This window comes from Actinomadura sp. NPDC048394 (assembly GCF_040651755.1).
Classification (GTDB): domain Bacteria; phylum Actinomycetota; class Actinomycetes; order Streptosporangiales; family Streptosporangiaceae; genus Spirillospora; species Spirillospora montaniterrae.
Genome location: NZ_JBEZJL010000048.1, coordinates 1 through 17924, shown reverse-complemented (window position 1 = coordinate 17924; position 17924 = coordinate 1). Strand labels below are relative to the sequence as shown.

At 73.1% G+C, this 17924-nt stretch carries 17 protein-coding genes; 9 read left to right on the top strand and 8 right to left on the bottom strand.

What is annotated here, in order from left to right:
* The first annotated feature begins 76 nt into the window (after positions 1-76).
* Both AB0C78_RS31010 and AB0C78_RS31005 read left to right on the top strand, forming a co-directional pair.
* A complete protein-coding gene (locus tag AB0C78_RS31010) occupies positions 77-610 on the top strand; it encodes a 2,4'-dihydroxyacetophenone dioxygenase family protein (protein WP_360754676.1) in 534 nt (177 codons plus the stop codon).
* Positions 611-674: 64 nt separating this feature from the next.
* Positions 675-1628, top strand: coding sequence for a helix-turn-helix domain-containing protein (locus AB0C78_RS31005; RefSeq protein ID WP_360754673.1), 954 nt, complete (start codon positions 675-677; stop codon positions 1626-1628).
* 24 nt (positions 1629-1652) lie between these two features.
* Here the strand turns inward: AB0C78_RS31005 and AB0C78_RS31000 are convergent, their stop codons facing one another.
* Positions 1653-2711 (bottom strand): trypsin-like peptidase domain-containing protein, encoded by a 1059-nt coding sequence (locus tag AB0C78_RS31000; RefSeq protein WP_360754670.1) that lies wholly within the window; start codon positions 2709-2711, stop codon positions 1653-1655.
* A gap of 149 nt (positions 2712-2860) precedes the next feature.
* Here AB0C78_RS31000 and AB0C78_RS30995 point away from each other — a divergent pair, with 149 nt between their 5' ends.
* Positions 2861-3670, top strand: coding sequence for a methyltransferase domain-containing protein (locus AB0C78_RS30995; protein ID WP_360754668.1), 810 nt, complete (start codon positions 2861-2863; stop codon positions 3668-3670).
* 28 nt (positions 3671-3698) lie between these two features.
* Here AB0C78_RS30995 and AB0C78_RS30990 read toward each other — a convergent pair whose 3' ends face one another.
* Positions 3699-4091 (bottom strand): DUF2267 domain-containing protein, encoded by a 393-nt coding sequence (locus AB0C78_RS30990; protein ID WP_151541319.1) that lies wholly within the window; start codon positions 4089-4091, stop codon positions 3699-3701.
* A 165-nt stretch (positions 4092-4256) separates the two neighbouring features.
* On the opposite strand from AB0C78_RS30990, the gene AB0C78_RS30985 reads away from it, so the two are divergent.
* Positions 4257-6125 carry a glycoside hydrolase family 15 protein gene (locus AB0C78_RS30985; RefSeq protein ID WP_360754666.1) on the top strand — a complete coding sequence of 623 codons (1869 nt, stop codon included), beginning with the start codon at positions 4257-4259 and terminating at the stop codon, positions 6123-6125.
* Between the two features lie 49 nt (positions 6126-6174).
* A complete protein-coding gene (locus AB0C78_RS30980; protein ID WP_360754664.1) occupies positions 6175-7224 on the top strand; it encodes a glucose 1-dehydrogenase in 1050 nt (349 codons plus the stop codon).
* Positions 7225-7236: 12 nt separating this feature from the next.
* Here the strand turns inward: AB0C78_RS30980 and AB0C78_RS30975 are convergent, their stop codons facing one another.
* Complete coding sequence (locus AB0C78_RS30975) at positions 7237-8529, bottom strand: hypothetical protein (protein WP_360754661.1); 1293 nt, start codon at positions 8527-8529, stop codon at positions 7237-7239.
* A gap of 196 nt (positions 8530-8725) precedes the next feature.
* Here AB0C78_RS30975 and AB0C78_RS30970 point away from each other — a divergent pair, with 196 nt between their 5' ends.
* Positions 8726-10507 carry an NAD(P)/FAD-dependent oxidoreductase gene (locus tag AB0C78_RS30970; RefSeq protein WP_360754658.1) on the top strand — a complete coding sequence of 594 codons (1782 nt, stop codon included), beginning with the start codon at positions 8726-8728 and terminating at the stop codon, positions 10505-10507.
* A 17-nt stretch (positions 10508-10524) separates the two neighbouring features.
* Here AB0C78_RS30970 and AB0C78_RS30965 read toward each other — a convergent pair whose 3' ends face one another.
* Both AB0C78_RS30965 and AB0C78_RS30960 read right to left on the bottom strand, forming a co-directional pair.
* Positions 10525-10989, bottom strand: a complete 465-nt coding sequence (locus AB0C78_RS30965) for a hypothetical protein (protein ID WP_360754656.1) — start codon at positions 10987-10989, stop codon at positions 10525-10527.
* 11 nt (positions 10990-11000) lie between these two features.
* Entirely contained in the window at positions 11001-12062 is a 1062-nt protein-coding gene (locus AB0C78_RS30960) for a DUF6745 domain-containing protein (RefSeq protein WP_360754654.1), read from the bottom strand.
* A gap of 197 nt (positions 12063-12259) precedes the next feature.
* On the opposite strand from AB0C78_RS30960, the gene AB0C78_RS30955 reads away from it, so the two are divergent.
* Complete coding sequence (locus tag AB0C78_RS30955) at positions 12260-13003, top strand: hypothetical protein (RefSeq protein ID WP_360754651.1); 744 nt, start codon at positions 12260-12262, stop codon at positions 13001-13003.
* Positions 13004-13152: 149 nt separating this feature from the next.
* Entirely contained in the window at positions 13153-14613 is a 1461-nt protein-coding gene (locus AB0C78_RS30950; protein WP_360754649.1) for an arylsulfotransferase family protein, read from the top strand.
* Between the two features lie 29 nt (positions 14614-14642).
* Here the strand turns inward: AB0C78_RS30950 and AB0C78_RS30945 are convergent, their stop codons facing one another.
* Genes AB0C78_RS30945 through AB0C78_RS30935 form a run of 3 tightly spaced genes read right to left on the bottom strand, consistent with a single transcriptional unit; the run spans position 14643 to position 16872 of the window.
* Positions 14643-15044: an RNA-binding S4 domain-containing protein gene (locus AB0C78_RS30945; protein ID WP_151541327.1), complete on the bottom strand. Its 402-nt coding sequence runs from the start codon at positions 15042-15044 to the stop codon at positions 14643-14645.
* Between the two features lie 39 nt (positions 15045-15083).
* Complete coding sequence (locus AB0C78_RS30940) at positions 15084-16034, bottom strand: 1-acyl-sn-glycerol-3-phosphate acyltransferase (RefSeq protein ID WP_360754646.1); 951 nt, start codon at positions 16032-16034, stop codon at positions 15084-15086.
* A 1-nt stretch (position 16035) separates the two neighbouring features.
* Entirely contained in the window at positions 16036-16872 is an 837-nt protein-coding gene (locus AB0C78_RS30935) for a patatin-like phospholipase family protein (protein WP_360754643.1), read from the bottom strand.
* 103 nt (positions 16873-16975) lie between these two features.
* Here AB0C78_RS30935 and AB0C78_RS30930 point away from each other — a divergent pair, with 103 nt between their 5' ends.
* Positions 16976-17542 carry an alpha/beta hydrolase gene (locus AB0C78_RS30930; protein WP_360754641.1) on the top strand — a complete coding sequence of 189 codons (567 nt, stop codon included), beginning with the start codon at positions 16976-16978 and terminating at the stop codon, positions 17540-17542.
* The last annotated feature ends 382 nt before the right edge of the window (positions 17543-17924 follow it).

The following is a 17924-nucleotide window of genomic DNA, read 5'->3' as shown; positions in this document are numbered from 1 at the left end:
GGGAAAGACAGGGACGGCCCTTCCGGGGTTCACTCGCGGTCACGAACACGACCACGAGCGGGAAGGGGCCGTCCCGATGCCGGAAGCAGCCGGTTCCGAGTTCTGGAAGAACCTGAAGCCGATCGAGAACTCGCAGAAGCCCGACGCGCTGCCTGAGGTGTACCTGCCGAAGGTCGCCACCGACGACGACCGCTACTACGTGCCGTTCACCGAGACGGTGGGGTCGCGGCCGCTGTGGATCAACGTCAAGGACAACACCTGGTCGGACGTCCTGCGGGCGAAGCAGGCCGGGCTCGTCAACCGGCACTACCACCCGCACGAGGTGTTCGCCTACACGATCTCCGGCAAGTGGGGCTACCTGGAGCGGCCGTGGACGGCGACCGCGGGTGATTTCATCTACGAGGCGCCGGGCGAGGGGCACACGCTGGTCGCCTACGAGTCCGGGGAGCCGATGAAGACGCTGTTCATCGTCAAGGGCCCGCTCATCTGGCTCGACGAGAACGGCGACCCGGACGGCTTCTTCGACGTCCACGACTACATCGACATGTGCCGCGCCCACTACGAGAAGGTCGGCCTGGGCGCGGACTACGTGAACTCGCTCTTCCGCTGACCCGCGGCCACCGGCATAGGCTCCGGAAGCAGGACAGACTTCCTGCGATCGGGAGGAGCCCGCCATGCCGGCCGCCGACCTCATGATCTCCACCGCGAGCACGGAGGACGTCGCGCCGCGCGAGCGGATCGGGTTCTGGGAGGAGTACAACCGGCGCGCGCTGGTCGGGCTGTCCTGCACGTCCTACTCCGAGCGGGGGCTGGTCGCGCGGCAGGCGAACTACCGGCTGGGGGACGTCCGGCTGGCCGACATCAGCGGGAACGCGCACGCGATCGAGCGGACGCCGCAGGTCGCGCGGTCCGCGCCGAAGGACTCGGTGTTCCTGTCGCTGCTGGTGAAGGGCGAGGCGGTGTTCCTGCACGAGCACGGCTGCCTCGCCGCGACGGCCGGGGACCTGGTCGTCTACGACACGCGGCGGCCGTACCTGTTCGGGTTCTCCTCGGCCATGCGGCAGTTCCTGGTGGACGTGCCGCGCGAGCTGTTCGTCCGCGCGTGCATGGCGGGCGGGGTGCCCGCGCCGATGCTGTTCGGGCGCGCGACGGCGCGCGAGGGCGAGCTGGTCGTGGCGCTGCGGTCGCTGCTGGAGGCGCCGCGGCCCGACGATCCGGCGCTGACGGGCGGCGCGGTCCTCGGCGTGCTGCGGATGCTGGCGGACGGGCGGTCCGGCGGGCGGCCCGCTCCCGCCGCCCACCGGAGCCTGCTGATCATCGCCGGGGACTACATCGAGCGGCACCTGCACGACGCGTCGCTGGCGCCCGGCGAGGTCGCGCGGGTGATGGGCGTGTCCGTCCGGCACCTCGGCCGGATCTTCGAGGCCGCGGGGACGACGCCGTCCCGGCACATCCTGGAGCGCCGCCTCCAGCGCGCGCACGAGGACCTGACCGGCACCGGCGGGGCGGCGCGGACGACGATCGCGGACGTCGCGCACCGCTGGGGCTTCTCCAGCCAGGCGCATTTCGCGCGGCGCTTCCGCGCCCGCTTCGGGATCACGCCGTCCGAGGCCCGCGCGGGCCGCTGAACGCCGCCGCCGGCCCCGGATAGGTCAGCCGCCGGGCAGCTCGCCGAGCTTGACCTGGACGTCCTTCTTCGACCCGTTCGGCTCCTCGATCTGCACCTTCACGGTCTGGCCCGGCTTCAGGCCCGCGAGGACGGCGGCGAGGGCGGTCTGGTCCGGCGTCGGGGTGCCGTTCACCGAGAGGATCAGGTCGCCGGCCTTGATCCCGGCCTTGTCGGCGCCGGCGCCCTTCGTCACGTCCACCACGGCGACCGCGGTCTTCTCGCCGCTGTTCGGGTCGACGATCGTGCGGACGGTCGCGCCGATCGCGGCCCGCCCGGACTGCGACACCTTCCCGCTCCGGATCAGCTGCGGGACGATCTTCTGCACGGTGGCGCTCGGCGCGGCGAACCCGATGCCCGCGGCGGCCCCGCCGATCTGCGGGTCGGACGCGGCGGCGGTCGGGATGCCGATGACCTGCCCGTCCAGCGTGACGAGCGCGCCGCCGCTGTTGCCGGGGTTGATGGGCGCGCTGGTCTGGATGGCGTCGCCGATCGTCGCGCCGGGGAACGCGCCCTCCTGCTTGGTGGACACGGTCCGGTTCAGCGCGGACACGATCCCGTTCGTCACGCTGCCGGCGAGGCCGAGCGGGTTGCCCATCGCCAGGACGATCTGCCCGACCTTGGCCTGGGTCGAGTCGCCGAAGGAGGCGGGGCGCAGGTTGCCGCCGCTCGCCCTCACCACCGCCAGGTCGTCGGCGACGAACGAGCCGACGAGGTTCGCCTTCAGCGGGCTGCCGCCGCTGGACGCGGTCACCCGGATCTGCTTGGCGCCCGCGACGACGTGCGCGTTGGTGACGATGTCGCCCTTGTCGTCGTAGACGACGCCGGACCCCTCGCCCTGGTCGGTCTCGATCTTCACGACCGAGGGCAGCACGGACGCGACGACCTGCTCGTACTGCTGCTGGAGCTGCGCCGCGCCGCCGCTCGGCGAGGGCGCCGCCGCGGCCGTCCGCGCCTTCCCGCCGCCGCCTCCGCCGCCGCAGCCCGCCAGCAGCAGCGCCGTGCCCGCCAGGGCCCCCGCGAAGATCCTCACGTTCCGGTCCACCAGAACTCCCCCCTCCGCGTCCGGTCCTTCCCTTTTCCGGCGAGAAGGCACCCCCGACCTGCACGGACGTGATCGCATTTCGGCGGCCCTTGTCCGCTATGCCAGAAATGTCGGACGATCAAGGTCGCCACCGAGGGGAGATCGGGACCATGCGCGACGACATCGGCGGGGTCGACACCGGGGCCGGCGGCACCTGGGCCAGCGGCGACTACGCCCGCGTCGGCAACCGCTGGCTGCTGGTCGGCGAGCTGCTCTGCGAGACGGCCGGGATCCGCCCCGGCGAGCGCGTCATCGACGTCGCCACCGGCACCGGCAACACCGCCCTCGCCGCCGCCCGCCGGTTCGCCGACGTGACGGGCGTCGACTACGTCCCCGCGCTGCTGGAGCACGCGCGGGCCCGCGCCGCCGCCGAAGGCCTGGACGTGCGGTTCGAGCACGGCGACGCGCTGGAGCTCGCGCACCCCGACGGCGCGTTCGACGTCGCGGTGTCGACGTTCGGCGTCCAGTACGTCCCGGACCAGGAGCGGGCGGCGGCCGAGCTGCTGCGGGTCGTCCGGCCCGGCGGCCGGATCGCGCTCGCGAGCTGGGCGCCGGACGGCTACCTCGGCGAGCTGCTCCGCCTCGTCGGCCGGTACACCGCCGGGGCGTCCGGGGACGCGGCGCCGACCCGCTGGGGCACCGCCAAGCACCTGGAGCGGCTGCTCGGCCCGCACGCGTCCAGGCTGGAGTGCGCCGAGCGGCAGTGGCGGTTCCGGTTCCGCTCCCCCGCCGACATGATCGGCTACTTCCGGGCGTACTTCGGCCCGCTGACCGTCGCGTTCGACGTCCTCGACGACGCGGGCCGGGAGGCGCTGACCGCCGACCTCACCCGGCACATCGAGGCCGCCGGTGCCGCGCCCGGCGGCACCGTCGAGGTCCCCTCCACCTACCTGGAGGCGGTCGCCGTCCTCGCCTCCTGAATCCGGCCGGCGCGCCCGGCCGCCGGGCTCAGTCCGCGAGCTCGTTCTTGCCGAAGAACGGCGCGTACCCGGACGGGAGCTGGCTCAGCAGATGGTTCAGCTCGCCCCCGGAGACGGTGCCCGCGAGCGTGCTGAGCACGGCGTCGGCGTCCCATTCGGCGGTCCGCTCGGTGGCGCCGGTCATCCCCGCGACCCGGCGGCAGAACTCCGCCGACCCGTACGACTCGGCCCGCGCGGAGTCGCGGTCGCGCATCAGCTCGTCCAGCGGCTCGGGGAGCTGCGCCGCCAGGTGGTCCGCGCCCTCCTCGGTGAGCCGGTCCCGCAGGACGCTCAGCACCGCCTCGGTGACGCGCTCGGCCTCCTCGCGGCCGCTGTAGTCCCCGTTGTCGCGGACCGTCGCGATGAACTGCCCGTACTTCATGGTCTGTCCCCTCTCCGCACGTCTGCGTCCGGTCCTCTCTGCCGGGGTGCCCGTGAACACGGCCTCCATGCGGCCTGTGACGTGGTGAATCACCCCACGTCCCGCATGGATCCGGCCCCCGGGGTAGGGCAGAGGGGGACGGGAGACCGAGCACGGAGGTGAACGTTGGCGCTGCGCATCGAGGATTACGGACTGCTCGGCGATCTCCATACGGCGGCACTGGTGGGGGCCGACGGCTCCATCGACTGGCTGTGCCTGCCGCGGTTCGACTCCCCGGCCTGCTTCGCCGCGCTGGTCGACGACGAGGCGGCCGGGTTCTGGCGGACGGCCCCCGCGTCCGGTGGGATGTGCACGCGCCGCCGGTACCGCGGGGACACGCTGATCCTGGAGACCGAGTGGGACACCCCGGACGGCACCGTCCGGGTGATCGACACGATGCCGCCGCGCGGCGAGGCGGCGGACGTGGTCCGGATCGTCGAGGGCGTCAGCGGCCGGGTGCCGATGCGGACGGAGCTGCGGCTCCGGTTCGACTACGGCCGGATCGTGCCGTGGGTGCGGCACGTGGACGGGCAGCTGGAGGCGGTCGCGGGCCCGGACGCGGCGTGGCTGAAGACGCCCGTCGCGCTGGAGGGCCGCGGGACGTCGACCGTCGGCGAGTTCGCGGTGTCGGCCGGGGACCGCGTCCCGTTCGTCCTGACCTACAAGCCATCGCACGAGCCGCACCCCCGGCACGTCGACCCGGAGCAGGCGCTGCGGGACACCGAGGCGTTCTGGGCGGAGTGGACGAGCGGCTTCCGCTACGAGGGCCGCTGGGACGACGCGGTGCGCCGCTCCCTGATCACGCTGAAGGGGCTCACCTACCGGCCGACCGGCGGAATCGTCGCCGCCGCGACCACGTCGCTGCCCGAGCAGCTCGGCGGGCCGCGCAACTGGGACTACCGGTTCTGCTGGCTGCGGGACGCGACGTTCACGCTGCAGGCGCTGCTCGGCACCGGGTTCGCGGAGGAGGCGCGGGCGTGGCGGGAGTGGCTGCTGCGCGCCATCGCCGGCGACCCCGCCGAGCTGCAGATCATGTACGGGATCGACGGGACGCGCCGGCTCCCCGAGTACACCCTCGACTGGCTCGGCGGGTACGAGGGCGCCGCGCCGGTACGGATCGGCAACGCGGCGTCCGGGCAGTTCCAGCTGGACACGTGGGGCGAGGTGCTGCACGGCCTGCACCTCGGCCGGGAGTCCGGCATCGCGCCGGTGCAGAACGCGTGGGACGTGCAGAAGTCGCTGCTCGACTTCCTCGAGTCCCACTGGGACGACCCGGACAACGGCCTGTGGGAGGTGCGGGGCGACCGCCGCCACTTCGTGCATTCCAAGGTGCTGGCGTGGGCGGGCGTCGACGCGGCCGTCCGGGGCGTCGAGAAGCACGGGCTGGACGGGCCGACGGGACGGTGGCGGGCGCTGCGCGACCGGATCCACGCGGACGTCTGCGAGCACGGCTACGACGCGGACCGGGGCACGTTCACGCAGTTCTACGGGTCGAAGGGGGTGGACGCGGCGCTGCTGCTGATCCCCACGACGGGGTTCCTGCCGTGGGGCGACCCGCGCGTCGTCGGGACCGTGGACGCGGTGGAGCGCGACCTGTACCGGGACGGGTTCGTGCTGCGGTACGACACGTCGGCCGACGGCGGCGTCGATGGCCTGCCGGGATCGGAGGGCGCGTTCCTGGCCTGCACGTTCTGGTTCGCGGACGCGCTGCAGGGCGTCGGCCGGCACGAGGAGGCGACCGAGGTGTTCGAGCGGCTGCTGAGCCTGCGCAACGACCTCGGGCTGCTGAGCGAGGAGTACGACCCGGCGGCGGGGCGGCAGGTCGGCAACACGCCGCAGGCGTACTCGCACGTCGGGCTGGTCAACACGGCCCGGCACCTGAGCGGCACCGTCCCGGCGGCGGAGGCGTCCCGGACCGCCGGCGCGGGCGCCGGGGCGGGCGCCGGGGCGGGCGCCGGGGCGGCGGCGGGCGCGGGCGCGGCGGCCGGCACGTGACACCTCACGGGCAGAAGACAGGCAGAGCACGGAACCGAAGGAGAACCGCATGCGCGCCTTGACCGTCGTCCCCGGGCAGAAGGACTCGCTGTCCGTCCGGGACGTCCCCGATCCGGAGCCGGGCGACGGCGAGCTGCTGGTGGACGGGCTGGCCGTCGGGGTCTGCGGCACCGACCGGGAGATCGCGTCGGGCGAGTACGGCTGGGCGCCGCCCGGACGTGACCATCTGGTCATCGGGCACGAGTCGCTCGGACGGGTGCGGCGGGCGCCGTCCGGCAGCGGGTTCGCCGAGGGCGACCTCGTGGTCGGCGTGGTGCGGCGGCCCGACCCGGACCCCTGCGGCGCCTGCGCGCACGGCCAGTTCGACATGTGCCGCAACGGCCGGTACACCGAGCGCGGCATCAAGGAGATCGACGGCTACGCGAGCCAGGCGTGGACGGTCGAGGCCGATTACGCGGTGAAGCTCGACCCGCGGCTCGCGGACGTCGGCATGCTGATGGAGCCGACGACGGTGGTCGCGAAGGCGTGGGAGCAGGTCGAGAAGGTCGGCGCGCGGGCCTGGTACGAGCCGAAGTCCGCCCTCGTCACCGGCGCCGGCCCGATCGGGCTGCTGGCGGCGCTGCTCGGCGTCCAGCGCGGGCTCGACGTGCACGTCCTCGACCAGGTCGTGGACGGCCCGAAACCGGACCTGGTGAAGAGCCTCGGCGCGACGTACCACAGCGAGGGCATGGACGCCGCCGTCGCGCACGCCAGGCCGGACATCGTCATCGAGGCGACCGGCGTCGGGCAGCTGGTGTTCGGCGCGATGGCGGCGACCGGCGCGTACGGGATCGTCTGCCTCACCGGCGTGTCGCCGACGGGACGGAAGCTGACGATCGACGCGGGCGGCATCAACCGGGAGATCGTGCTGGAGAACGACGCGATCGTCGGCTCGGTGAACGCCAACCTGGACCACTACGCGGCGGCCGCGGACGCCCTCGCGAAGGCCGACCTGGACTGGCTCGGCCGGCTGGTGTCCCGGCGCGTCCCGCTGGAGCAGTTCCAGGACGCGTTCGCACCGGACAAGGACGACGTGAAGGTCGTCATCACCCTCGGCTAGCGCCGGGCGGGGTCAGGTCTCCATGCCGAGCAGCGGCTCGTCGGAGGCGCGCAGGTCCTGGTTCGGCAGGCCGTCGGGGAAGTCGCTGCGCACCCGTTCGAGCGCGGCCAGCGCGATGTCGAGGTGGCGCCGCTTGCTGGTCTCGTAGAACGACTTCGCGCCGCCCGAGAGCTTCGGCGCGGCGTGCAGCGGCTTGTCCGAGACGCACAGCAGCGTCGCGTTCGGGATGCGGTACCGGAACCCGTTGGCGGCGATCGTCGCCGACTCCATGTCGACGGCGATGCAGCGGGCGCCCTTCATCGCCGCGAGCGTCCGCCGCTGGTTGAACTCCCAGTTGCGGTTGCCGGTGGTGTGCACCACGCCCAGCCGGTACCCGGCCCCGGCCGCCTCGAGGCTGTCCAGCAGGATGGTGTTGAGCCGGTGGTTGGGGATGACCGGGATGTCGGTGGGGAGCACCTCGTCCAGCACCTGGTCGGCGCGCTGGTAGGCGGTGGCCAGCACGTAGTCGCCGAGCCGCTGGTGGTTGCGGAGCCCGCCGCAGTGCCCGACCATGATCATGGTGTCGGGGCGCAGCACCGCCAGGTGGTCGGTGATCGTCTTGGCGTTGGACGGGCCGACGCCGATGTCGACGAGGCTGACGCCGTCCCCCGCCTCGGTGCGGTGGTGCCACGCGGCCATCTGGACGCCGGGACGCTCCGGCCCCTCCGCGTCGGGGAACCGCTCCCGGAACGTCTCGACGTACATCGCGTAGTTGGTGAACAGCACGTGCCGCTGGAAGGACTCGGCGGGCGTCCCGCAGTAGTGCGAGAGCCGGTCGAGGGACAGGGCCATGCGCTCCGGCCCGAACAGGAACAGCTTCTTGCCGCGCAGGTCGACGTGGTCCTCGTCCAGCGCCGCGAAGAACCCCGGATCGTCGAACGGCAGCGCCCGCCGCGACGCCCGCACGCTCACGTTCGCGCCCGCCCGGATCAGCGCCGACAGCTCCCTGCGCAGGTAGTTCCGGATCGCGCCCGGCCGCGCGAACTCCCCGGTGATGTGCGGGTTCGCCGCCGACCACGGGCGTTCGACGTCGATGGCCGGGTACCAGCCGTCCGCGTCGATCGCGTGCAGGGCGTCGAGGAGCTCCTCCACCGCCGCGACCGAAGCCTCCCTCGCCGGGACCTCCCTCGCCGGGACCTCCACCGCCGGGACAGGAACCTCCGCCGCTGGAACCTCCGCCGCCGGAACCTCCGATGCCGGGACCAGGCTCTCCGCCGGTGCCGTCGTGACCTGCCCGGCCGTGCCCGCCGCGTTCTGCTCGACCACCCGGGGCGCCTCCCTCCGACTCCGCACAAGGGCCGGCGTCCTCGGTCCGCGGCCGCAGCGCGATCGTATCCGCCCCGACGACCGCAAGCCGGTGATTCGTTCACGAGTGTCGCCTTTGGACGGTCCTGAATGTCATTCTGTTCGGGACGAGGGCGAGCGCGCGCGCCCGCCCGCCGGCCCCGCCCCCGGAGCATGCATGATCGACAAGGAAGCCCTCCGCCGGAAGTACCGCGCCGAACGCGACAAGCGCCTCCGCCCCGACGGCAACGCCCAGTACAAGCGCCTGACCGGCCGGTTCGCCCACTACCTCACCGACCCGTACACCCCCGTCGCGCCGCGCGAGCCGCGCACCGACCACGTCACCGTCGCGTTCATCGGCGGCGGCTTCGCCGGGCTGGTCACCGGCGCCCGACTGAAGGAGGCCGGGGTCGCCGACGTCCGGATCGTCGAGAAGGGCGGCGACTTCGGCGGCACCTGGTACTGGAACCGGTACCCGGGCGCCCAGTGCGACACCGCGTCGATGGTCTACATGCCGCTGCTCGAAGAGACCGGGCACATGCCCACCGAGAAGTACGCGCACGGCCCGGAGATCCTGGAGCACTGCCGCCGTATCGGCAAGCAGTACGGCCTCTACGACAATGCCCTGTTCCACACCGAGGTCGAGGACCTGGAGTGGGACGAATCCCGGTCCCGGTGGATCGTCCGGACGAACCGCGGCGACGCGTTCACCGCCCAGTTCGTCGCCATGGGCACCGGCCCGCTGCACGTCCCGAAGCTCCCCGGCATCGACGGCATCGACGCGTTCGAGGGGCACTCGTTCCACACCAGCCGCTGGGACTACGCCTACACCGGCGGCGACCCGTCCGGCGCGCCCATGGACCGGCTCGCGGACAAGCGCGTCGCGATCATCGGGACGGGCGCGACGGCCGTCCAGTGCGTCCCGCACCTCGCGCGGGCCTGCCGCGAGCTGTACGTCTTCCAGCGGACGCCGTCGTCGGTCGACGTCCGGAACAACCACCCCATCGACCCGGAGTGGTTCGCCGGGATCGCGACGCCGGGCTGGCAGCGGCGCTGGCTGGAGAACTTCACCTCCAACCAGACCGGCGGCACCGCCGAGATCGACCTCGTCATGGACGGCTGGACCGACCTCAGCCGCCGCATCCGCGCCCGGTACGCCGCGCTCGGCCCCGGCGAGATGACGCTCGAGCGGATGGCGGAGGTCTACGAGGAGTCCGACCACGAGAAGATGGAGGAGATCCGCGCCCGCGTCGACGCGATCGTCGCGGACCCGGACACCGCGGCCGGGCTGAAGGCCTGGTACCGGCAGCTGTGCAAGCGGCCCTGCTTCCACGACGAGTACCTGCAGGCGTTCAACGTCCCCGGTACCCACCTCGTCGACACCGACGGGAAGGGCGTCGACCGCATCACCGCGTCCGGCGTCGTCGCGGGCGGCCGCGAGTACGAGGTGGACTGCGTCATCTACGCGTCCGGGTTCGAGGTCGGCACCGAGTACACCCGGCGCACCGGCTACGACATGACCGGACGCGGCGGCGTGAAGCTGTCGGAGTACTGGTCGGAGGGGATGCGCACCCTGCACGGCACCCACGTCCACGGCTTCCCGAACGCGTTCATCGTGCAGCCCGCGCAGGGCGCGAACCTCATCTCCAACATCCCGCACAACCTCACCGAGGCGGGCGCGACGACCGCGGCGGTCATCCGGCACGCCCTCGACCGCGGCTTCACCGAGATCGAGGTGACGCGGGAGGCCGAGGACGCCTGGCTCGACCTGCTGCGCACCGCGCCGCCCCCGATGCGGTTCCTGCCGGACTGCACGCCCGGCTACTACAACAACGAGGGCCAGGCGCCGTCGCCGTGGTCGCTGCTGAACGTCGGCTACCCCGCCGGCGCCACCGCCTACTTCTCCTACCTGGACCGCTGGCGCGAGTCGGGAGACTTCGCCGGCCTGGAGTTCCGCTGACCCCTGCGCCGGGGCGGTCAGTCGGCGACGAAGCGCGCGCCGCCGCGCCGGCGGTCGTGCTCGCGCTGCCGCCGGACGACGTACGTCCCCGGCGCGCAGCCCGACGCGCCGTGCTCGGGATGCAGCAGGTACACGACCTCCGACGCCTCGAACACGCCGATGGCGAGGCGGGTGTCGTCGACGACGTTCCCCGTCCAGCGGCAGGTGCCGGGCTCGGCGACGAGCGTGTGCGTGTTGCCGCCCGCCTCGGCGCGCAGCAGCTCGACGCCCTCCGGCGGGACGTCCCGCCACGGGCTGGGGGCGCCGAACCGCGGCTCGTCGGGCGCGGGCCGCACCGTCGGCGCGACGGCGTCCAGCGGGATCACGATCAGGTCGCCCTGGGCCTGGAGGCCGTCGACGACGGGGATGCGCATCGACCGCTCCAGGTGGTCGAGCACCGCGACGCCGGTCTGCCGGGAAAGGGACGCGAGAGTCTGTTCCATGGTCATCACCTTCAGGTTCGGCGGGCGAGGAGGGAGTACTGCTCGGCGGACAGCCCGTACGTCCAGGCCGCCGCGGCGACCGGGTCGCCGATCGCGCCCGGAACGGTCAGCCCGTACCGGCGGCGGGTGCCGTCGCGCTCGACCGACCCGTTGACGGCCAGCAGCACGCGGGTGTCCGGCCGCATGTCGTAGAGCCGCAGCTCGGAGCCGGGGTTCCCGGGGTCGGGCGCGGCGCCGACGAGCCGCAGGCCGGCGCCCTCGATGTAGGCGGGCCAGCCGAGGCGCTCGATCGCGCACCGGCGGATCTCGACGTTGACCTCCCGGTCGATGCGCTCCGGCGACGGGTCGACGATCACCCAGGGCGGCACCGGGGTGCCGTGCCAGGCGTGCACGTCCCAGCCGTCGGCGTAGCGGATCGCCGGGCCGTCCGGGTCGTGCAGGCGGACCTCGCCGTCGTCCCCGGCCGGCTCGGTGCTGACGGCGACGGGCCGCTCGGACACCACACACACGTCCTCGTGCGGCCACCACCAGCCGGCCGACGTGAGCGCGGCTCCCCACAGATCGAGGTGCTCGGCCTGCCCGGGCGCGAGCGGTACGCCCGCCACCTGGCGCATGACGTCGTAGTAGGCGATCCAGGAAACGCACAGGCGGTCGTACCAGGTGTTGGCAGCGCGCTTGAAATCGTGCGTCTCGCGTGCGGTCATGCGCAGCGTGCTCCGTACCGAGCGAGCCAGCGAGAGCTGCACCTGCTGCCGGAACAGGGCCGCCAGGCTGGAGCTGTGCTTCCCGACCGTGTCGTCGAGACCGATGCGCAGCTTCAGCGCGGACGCGGCGAGTGTGCGCGCGGCGGACCCGTCGAAGACGTGCGGCCCGTCCGGGCGCAGGCGCATGCCGGGCGGGACGGTCTCGAAGGCCGCGAGCGGCGAGGGAACCCAGTGGAACCGGGGCGGAGAGAGTCCGGCCAGGCGGTAGAGGCCGGAGATGGCCGCTTCGGCGGCCGGACGGTCGGCGGGCAGCGCACGCAGCGCCCGGCCCAGCCATGCGTCGCGGATGGCGGCAGCGTCCCGCTGCACGGCTCCGCTCATCGGATGCGGGCGGCGACGCCCCTTTCATCGATCATGGACCGCATGGTCGCAGACCGCCGCCCGGGATGTCCACACACTTCCGGGCGCCGGCCGGAAAGCGGCTTGTCGTTGCCAGCGAAGACCGGCATGATCGTTCTCCGCGGGCCACCGGCCCGCCCACCCCCCTCTCCCCAGGAAGAACGCGCATGACGCTGCCCCGAAGGCTCGTGTCCGCGACCGCCGCGCTGGCCGTCGCGACCGGCCTGCTCGCCGGGCCGGTCTCGGCCACCGCCGCCGACGCCGCCACCGCGGTGACGTTCCGCATCCAGGTGCCCAAGCGCCTGTCCGTCAAGAAGACCGACAAGTACGACAAGTACTGCCGCATGGACGTGTGGGTATGGGGCGCCGAGGGCCCCACGGTCGCCTACTCCAACGTCGACCTGATCGACCCGCACGGGCACATCGAGCCCGTCATCAGCTACCGCAAGGTCCTGCCCGGCTACCAGGTCGGCTGGGGCGTCGGCTGCCCGCCCACGCCGGCCGACACGGGCAGGTACACGGCCCGGGTGATCGCCTACGACCGGTCCGGCAAAAAGCTCGCCACCCGCCAGGAGTCCTGGTACGAGAAGTTCGACACGGCCATCGGGAGCTTCAACGCCGCGCCCGAGCCCGTCCGCAAGGGCCGCACGCTGACCGTGTCCGGGCGGCTCTACCGGCTGAACGACCGCGCCACCGGCTACACCTCGTACGCGGGCAAGAGCATGCGGATCTACTTCCGCCCCAAGGGCGCCAAGACCTGGACGTACATGGGCTCCACCACGACCGGCAAGGACGGGCGCTTCCGGAAGGGCTTCAAGGCGAGCCGCGACGGGACGTGGCGCGCCTACTTCGCCGGGACGAGCCACTGCGACAAGCAGGCCTCGCGGGACGACTACGTAGACGTGAATTAGGACGATCCGCGGCGGACCCACCGGCGGACCCACCGGCGGACCCACCGGCGGACCCACCGGCGGACCCGCCGGGGGATCCGCCGCGGCCACCAGGAACCTCTCAGGGTTCTTTCACCGAACTCTGAACCGGGCCGCATAGACCGTGCGGCATGGGATTGTCGCGACGCGGGTTTCTGGTGGGGACGGTGCTGGCCGGCGGGGCCGCGTTGGCGGGAGCGGCCGGAACGCTCCAACGCGGCGGCGGGCCCGACGCCGACGCCGCCGCGGCCGAGCCGGGCGGCTACCTCACGCTGCCGGGCACGCAGCCGCCGAAGCTGACCGTCCGCCGCACCGGGACCACCGCGCCGGGGCTGGTGTTCCTCGGGCCTTTCCGCGGCACCGACTACGCCGACGCCCTGATCGTCGACGACGACGGCGAACCCGTCTGGTTCCACGGCTCCAGCGATCTCGTGACGGACCTGCGCGTCCAGACCTACAAGGGCGAGCCCGTCCTGACCTACTGGGAGGGCGCGCGGCTCGTCGGCGGGCACGGCGCGGGCAACGGCATCCTCCTCGACCGGACCTACAGCAAGATCGCCGAAGTGCGGGCCGGCGACGGCATGCACGGCGACCTGCACGAGTTCCAGCTCACCGACCGCGGCACCGCGCTCCTCACCGCCTACCCCGAGGTCACCGCGGACCTGCGGCCGATCGGCGGCCCCCGCGACGGGCACGTCTACGGCTGCCGCGTCCAGGAGGTCGACATCGCGACCGGGAAGGTGCTGCTCGACTGGAAGGCACTCGACCACATCGCGATCGCCGAGACGAAGATGCCGATGACCAAGGACACCGACGGGACGAAGGGCAGGACGTTCGACCCGGTCCACGTCAACTCGGTGCAGGCCTACGGCGACACGCTGCTGGTCTCCGCGCGCGACACCTGCGCGCTGTACTGCGTCGACCGGCGGACCGGCGCCGTGCGGTGGCGGCTCGGCGGCCGCCGCAGCGACTTCGCGATCGGTCCCCGCGCCGCGTTCGCCTGGCAGCACGACGCACGCCGCCTCGACGCCACCACGATCTCGCTGTTCGACAACCACATCACCAATGTCGGCGACGGCCCCTCCCGCGGCCTCCTCCTGAAGATCGACGAGAGGGCCCGCAAGGCGACGCTGCTGCGGGAGTACACCGACGGCACGACCTACGGGCAGTACATGGGCAACGTGCAGATGCTCCAGGGCGGCAACGCGGTCGTCGGCTACGGCTCGACCGCCACGGTGATCGAGTTCGGGCCGGACGGGAAGCCCGTCATGGAGATGACCGGCGCCGGCTCCTACCGCGCGTACCGTTCGCCCTGGTCGGCGCGGCCCGCGACGGCGCCGTCCGTCGCCGTCGCGTCGGTGGCGGGCGGGAGGATGCGCGTGCACGCGAGCTGGAACGGCGCCACCGACGTCGCGGCCTGGCGGTTCCTCACCGACGCGGACGCGGCCCGCTTCACGGCCGCCGCGACGGCCCGGCGCACCGGATTCGAGACGGCCGCGACGATGCCCGTCGCGCCGCGCGTCGTCGCCGAGGCGCTCGCCGCGAACGGGAACGTCCTCGCCCGGTCGGCCGTGCAGGCCGTCAGCGTCTGAGGCCGGCCGCCCGGTCGGCCGGGCCCGGGTCAGCCCGCGGGCGGGCGGTTCAGCGTCGAGTTCAGCGCCCGCAGCCGGTCCAGCTCGCGGCGGTCCCGCTTCGTGGGGCGCCCCGCGCCCCGGTCGCGGCGGCCGATCGGGACCAGCGCCTCCCGCGGCGGCGGGGGCGGGCTCTTGTCGATCAGGCACTCGGCCGCCGCGGGCGCCCCCACCCGCTTGCGGACGATCTTCTGCACGACCACGATCCGCTCCCGGCCGTCGTGCCGCAGCCGCACCTCGTCGCCGATCTTCACCGCGGTCGCCGGCTTCGCCCGCTCGTCGTTCACCCGCACGTGCCCCGCGCGGCACGCCGTCGTCGCCATCGACCGCGTCTTCAGCAGCCGGACGGACCAGATCCACAGATCGACCCGCACCGTCCCCTCGTCCGCCATGCCCTGGAGTCTATTGACCACGTCAACGGCTTATCGCGATCACCGGTTCGCCGTGATCCACGCGTCCGCCCGCTCCCACTGCGCGTACAGCCAGTTGATCCGGGCCTCCCGCTCCTCCGGCACCTCCTCCGCCGGGATCCGCCACCACCGCGCCCGGACCGGCTCCGCCAGCGGCACCCGCCGCCAGATGTCCCGGACCGACGCCATGCGGTCGAGGCCCACGTGCGCGACGAACACCACGTCCGCGCCGGGCGCCGCCTCGATCGCCGCGAGGACGCCGCCCGGCCGCGGCGGCATCAGGTTCCGCAGCCGCGCCGCCCGGACCGCGTCCCGCCGGCGGTGCCGGCGCGCCAGCCGCCGGATCGCCCGGTACCGCCGCTCCGGCGAGAAGTTCCCGCCCTCCGGGAAGATCAGCAGCGCGTCCCGCGGCCCGAGCCCCTCCGCCAGCCGCCCGATCCGCTCCGTCGCGCCGCCGCGCTTCACGAACACGTTCGGCATCCGGTGCGCGGCGATGTCGATGCACGGATCCAGCTGCAGCTCCGCCTTCATCACCACCCGCGGCCGCCGCCGGTACCCGCTCAGCAGGTGATGGACGAGGATCAGCGCGTCGCCCGGACCCGCGTGCCGGCTGAGGACGATCAGCGGACGGTCGCCGCCCGTCCCGTCCCAGCTCCCCTCGTCCTCGACCCGAAGCCCGAGCCGCCGCCCCGCCACCGCGTACAGGCCCGCGACATAACGGCGGATCACGTCGTAATGCCGCTCGTCACGCCCGCGCCCCGTGCACCACAGCCAGCCGCACTCCACCACCGCCGCCGACTCCCGCAACCCCCACGCCAGCGCGAACCACAGGAACCGGACGACGCGCCGGCGCTCCCGGCCGAACACCGTCCCGAAGAACCACACGACGGGGAACGCGAGCACCACCAGCAAGGTCAGCAGGAACAGCACCGGCGTGCAGACCAGCCGCCGGACGACGGGGGGCGGCACCATCTCACACCCGCTCTTCGAGATACCTCATCGACGCCGCATAGGCCCGCTCGATATGCCCAGCGATACCCGACGCGTCCCGGTACCGCATCTGCGAGTAGTCGACGCCCGCCTTGAGCCGCTTCCCGCCCGCCGGCAGGACGTGCACCTCCAGCCCGTCCGGCAGCGCCGCCATCTCCTCGAAGAACCGGTGCCGCCGCGCGATCTCGAACGCCACCATCCCCACCTCCCACGGCCTCCGCGGCGGCGCCAGCGCACGCTCGACCCGCCCCACCTGCAGCACGTAGATCCGCGTCGCGCCGAGCGCCACCGCCCGCCCCACCGGGATGCTGTGCACCAGCCCCCCGTCGAAGTAATGCCGCCCGTCCACCTCCACCGGCGGCAGCAGCCCCGGCGCCGCGCACGACGCCAGCACCGCCGGGATCACCGGCCCCTGCGCGAACCAGTGCGCCATCGCCGTCTCGATCCCCGCCCCGACGCACTGGAACGGGACCGCCATCTCCCCGAAGTCCCGCACCGGCAGCAGCTCCTCCAGCATCCGCCGCAGCGGCTCCGCCGAATGCAGATGCGTCCCCGACCGCGCCAGCGTCCACAGCCGCGCCCACACCCGCGCCCCGAACACCTCCCGCGCCGCGTCGTCCGACCACAACCCCGTCAGCCGCCCCACCGCCGTCTCCGGATCCGCCGCGACGAACGCCCCGTTCAACGCCCCGATCGACGTCCCCACCACCAGATCGGGCCGCACCTTCGCCTCCTCCAGCGCCCGCAGCATCCCCACCTCGTGCGCACCGAGCACGCCCCCGCCGCCCAGCACGAACGCCGTCCCGCCCGACTCCGCCACCGTCCCTCCTTCAGCCGCCCCGTTCATCCCCCCAGAAACCAAGCCAAATCAGGACCCGGCGGCTTGACCCTCACACCGATGTCAGGCCCTACCGTCCGACTACATGACCACCCGGACATCCCAGCGGCGCGCATCGATCGTCCACGGCTACGGCGCCACCCCCGCCGACCACTGGTTCGGCCACCTCGCCGAGCAGCTCCGCCGCGCCGGCATCCCCACCACGATCCCGGCCCTCCCGGACTCCGGCGCCCCCGACCCCGCCGCCTGGACGGCCGCCGTCCGCGCCGACGCCGGCACCCCCGACGAGAACTCGATCATCGTCGCGCACAGCCTCGGCTGCCTCGCCGTCCTGCGCCACCTGCGCTCCCTGCCGCCCCCGTGGCGCCTCGGCACCCTCGTCCTGGTCGCCGGTTTCGTCGACCCGCTGCCCGCCCTCCCCGGCCTCGACGCCTTCATAGCGGACGGCTGCGACGTCCAGGGCCTCGCCGACCGCATCGACCACCTCACCGTCATCCGCTCCGACGCGGACCCCGTCGTCCCGCCCGGCCACACCGACCGCCTCGCCCGGCTGCTCGGCACGACCGCCGAGATCGTCCCCGGCGCGGGCCACTTCCTGGCCTCCGACGGCATCACATCACTGCCCCAGGCCTTGAACGCAGCGACACTCTGAAACGATCAGTAGGGGCACTTCTGGTCCGCCACGGCGATCGATTCTTCGTCCACAGGCTGTGGACAGTGATGGCCGTGCTGGGGGTGGGGCTTCGAACATCGCTAAGCCCGAAGCAGCACAGGACGTCTGGTCGAAGCGATGGCTCGCGCGTTCAGGTGATTGGCAGTGGGCCGCTGGTGGAGCGGTTCTTCGGAGACGTCTGCGGCGGCCTGTGTTAGAGGTGTCCAGGAAGGGGTCGGACGCCCTTCAAGAGGGTTTTCATGGCTTTCTTAGGACGGTGTTCGGGTGAATCACAAGAGGGGTGTTCGGGTGGTGGGGTGGCGCTTGCGTACGGGGCCGCCCCTCCAAAGTCAAGGGCGCCTTCGGCGTCGCTTCGCGATGG

Excerpts from the sequence above, each read along its gene's own strand:
- AB0C78_RS30950 (WP_360754649.1), top strand. The coding sequence starts at position 13,153 with ATGGGATTGTCGCGACGCGGGTTTCTGGTGGGGACGGTGCTGGCCGGC.
- AB0C78_RS30940 (WP_360754646.1), bottom strand. The coding sequence starts at position 16,034 with ATGGTGCCGCCCCCCGTCGTCCGGCGGCTGGTCTGCACGCCGGTGCTG.
- AB0C78_RS30955 (WP_360754651.1), top strand. The coding sequence starts at position 12,260 with ATGACGCTGCCCCGAAGGCTCGTGTCCGCGACCGCCGCGCTGGCCGTC.
- AB0C78_RS30965 (WP_360754656.1), bottom strand. The coding sequence starts at position 10,989 with ATGGAACAGACTCTCGCGTCCCTTTCCCGGCAGACCGGCGTCGCGGTG.
- AB0C78_RS30980 (WP_360754664.1), top strand. The coding sequence starts at position 6,175 with ATGCGCGCCTTGACCGTCGTCCCCGGGCAGAAGGACTCGCTGTCCGTC.
- AB0C78_RS30990 (WP_151541319.1), bottom strand. The coding sequence starts at position 4,091 with ATGAAGTACGGGCAGTTCATCGCGACGGTCCGCGACAACGGGGACTAC.
- AB0C78_RS30970 (WP_360754658.1), top strand. The coding sequence starts at position 8,726 with ATGATCGACAAGGAAGCCCTCCGCCGGAAGTACCGCGCCGAACGCGAC.
- AB0C78_RS31010 (WP_360754676.1), top strand. The coding sequence starts at position 77 with ATGCCGGAAGCAGCCGGTTCCGAGTTCTGGAAGAACCTGAAGCCGATC.
- AB0C78_RS30945 (WP_151541327.1), bottom strand. The coding sequence starts at position 15,044 with ATGGCGGACGAGGGGACGGTGCGGGTCGATCTGTGGATCTGGTCCGTC.
- AB0C78_RS30930 (WP_360754641.1), top strand. The coding sequence starts at position 16,976 with ATGACCACCCGGACATCCCAGCGGCGCGCATCGATCGTCCACGGCTAC.
- AB0C78_RS31005 (WP_360754673.1), top strand. The coding sequence starts at position 675 with ATGCCGGCCGCCGACCTCATGATCTCCACCGCGAGCACGGAGGACGTC.
- AB0C78_RS30995 (WP_360754668.1), top strand. The coding sequence starts at position 2,861 with ATGCGCGACGACATCGGCGGGGTCGACACCGGGGCCGGCGGCACCTGG.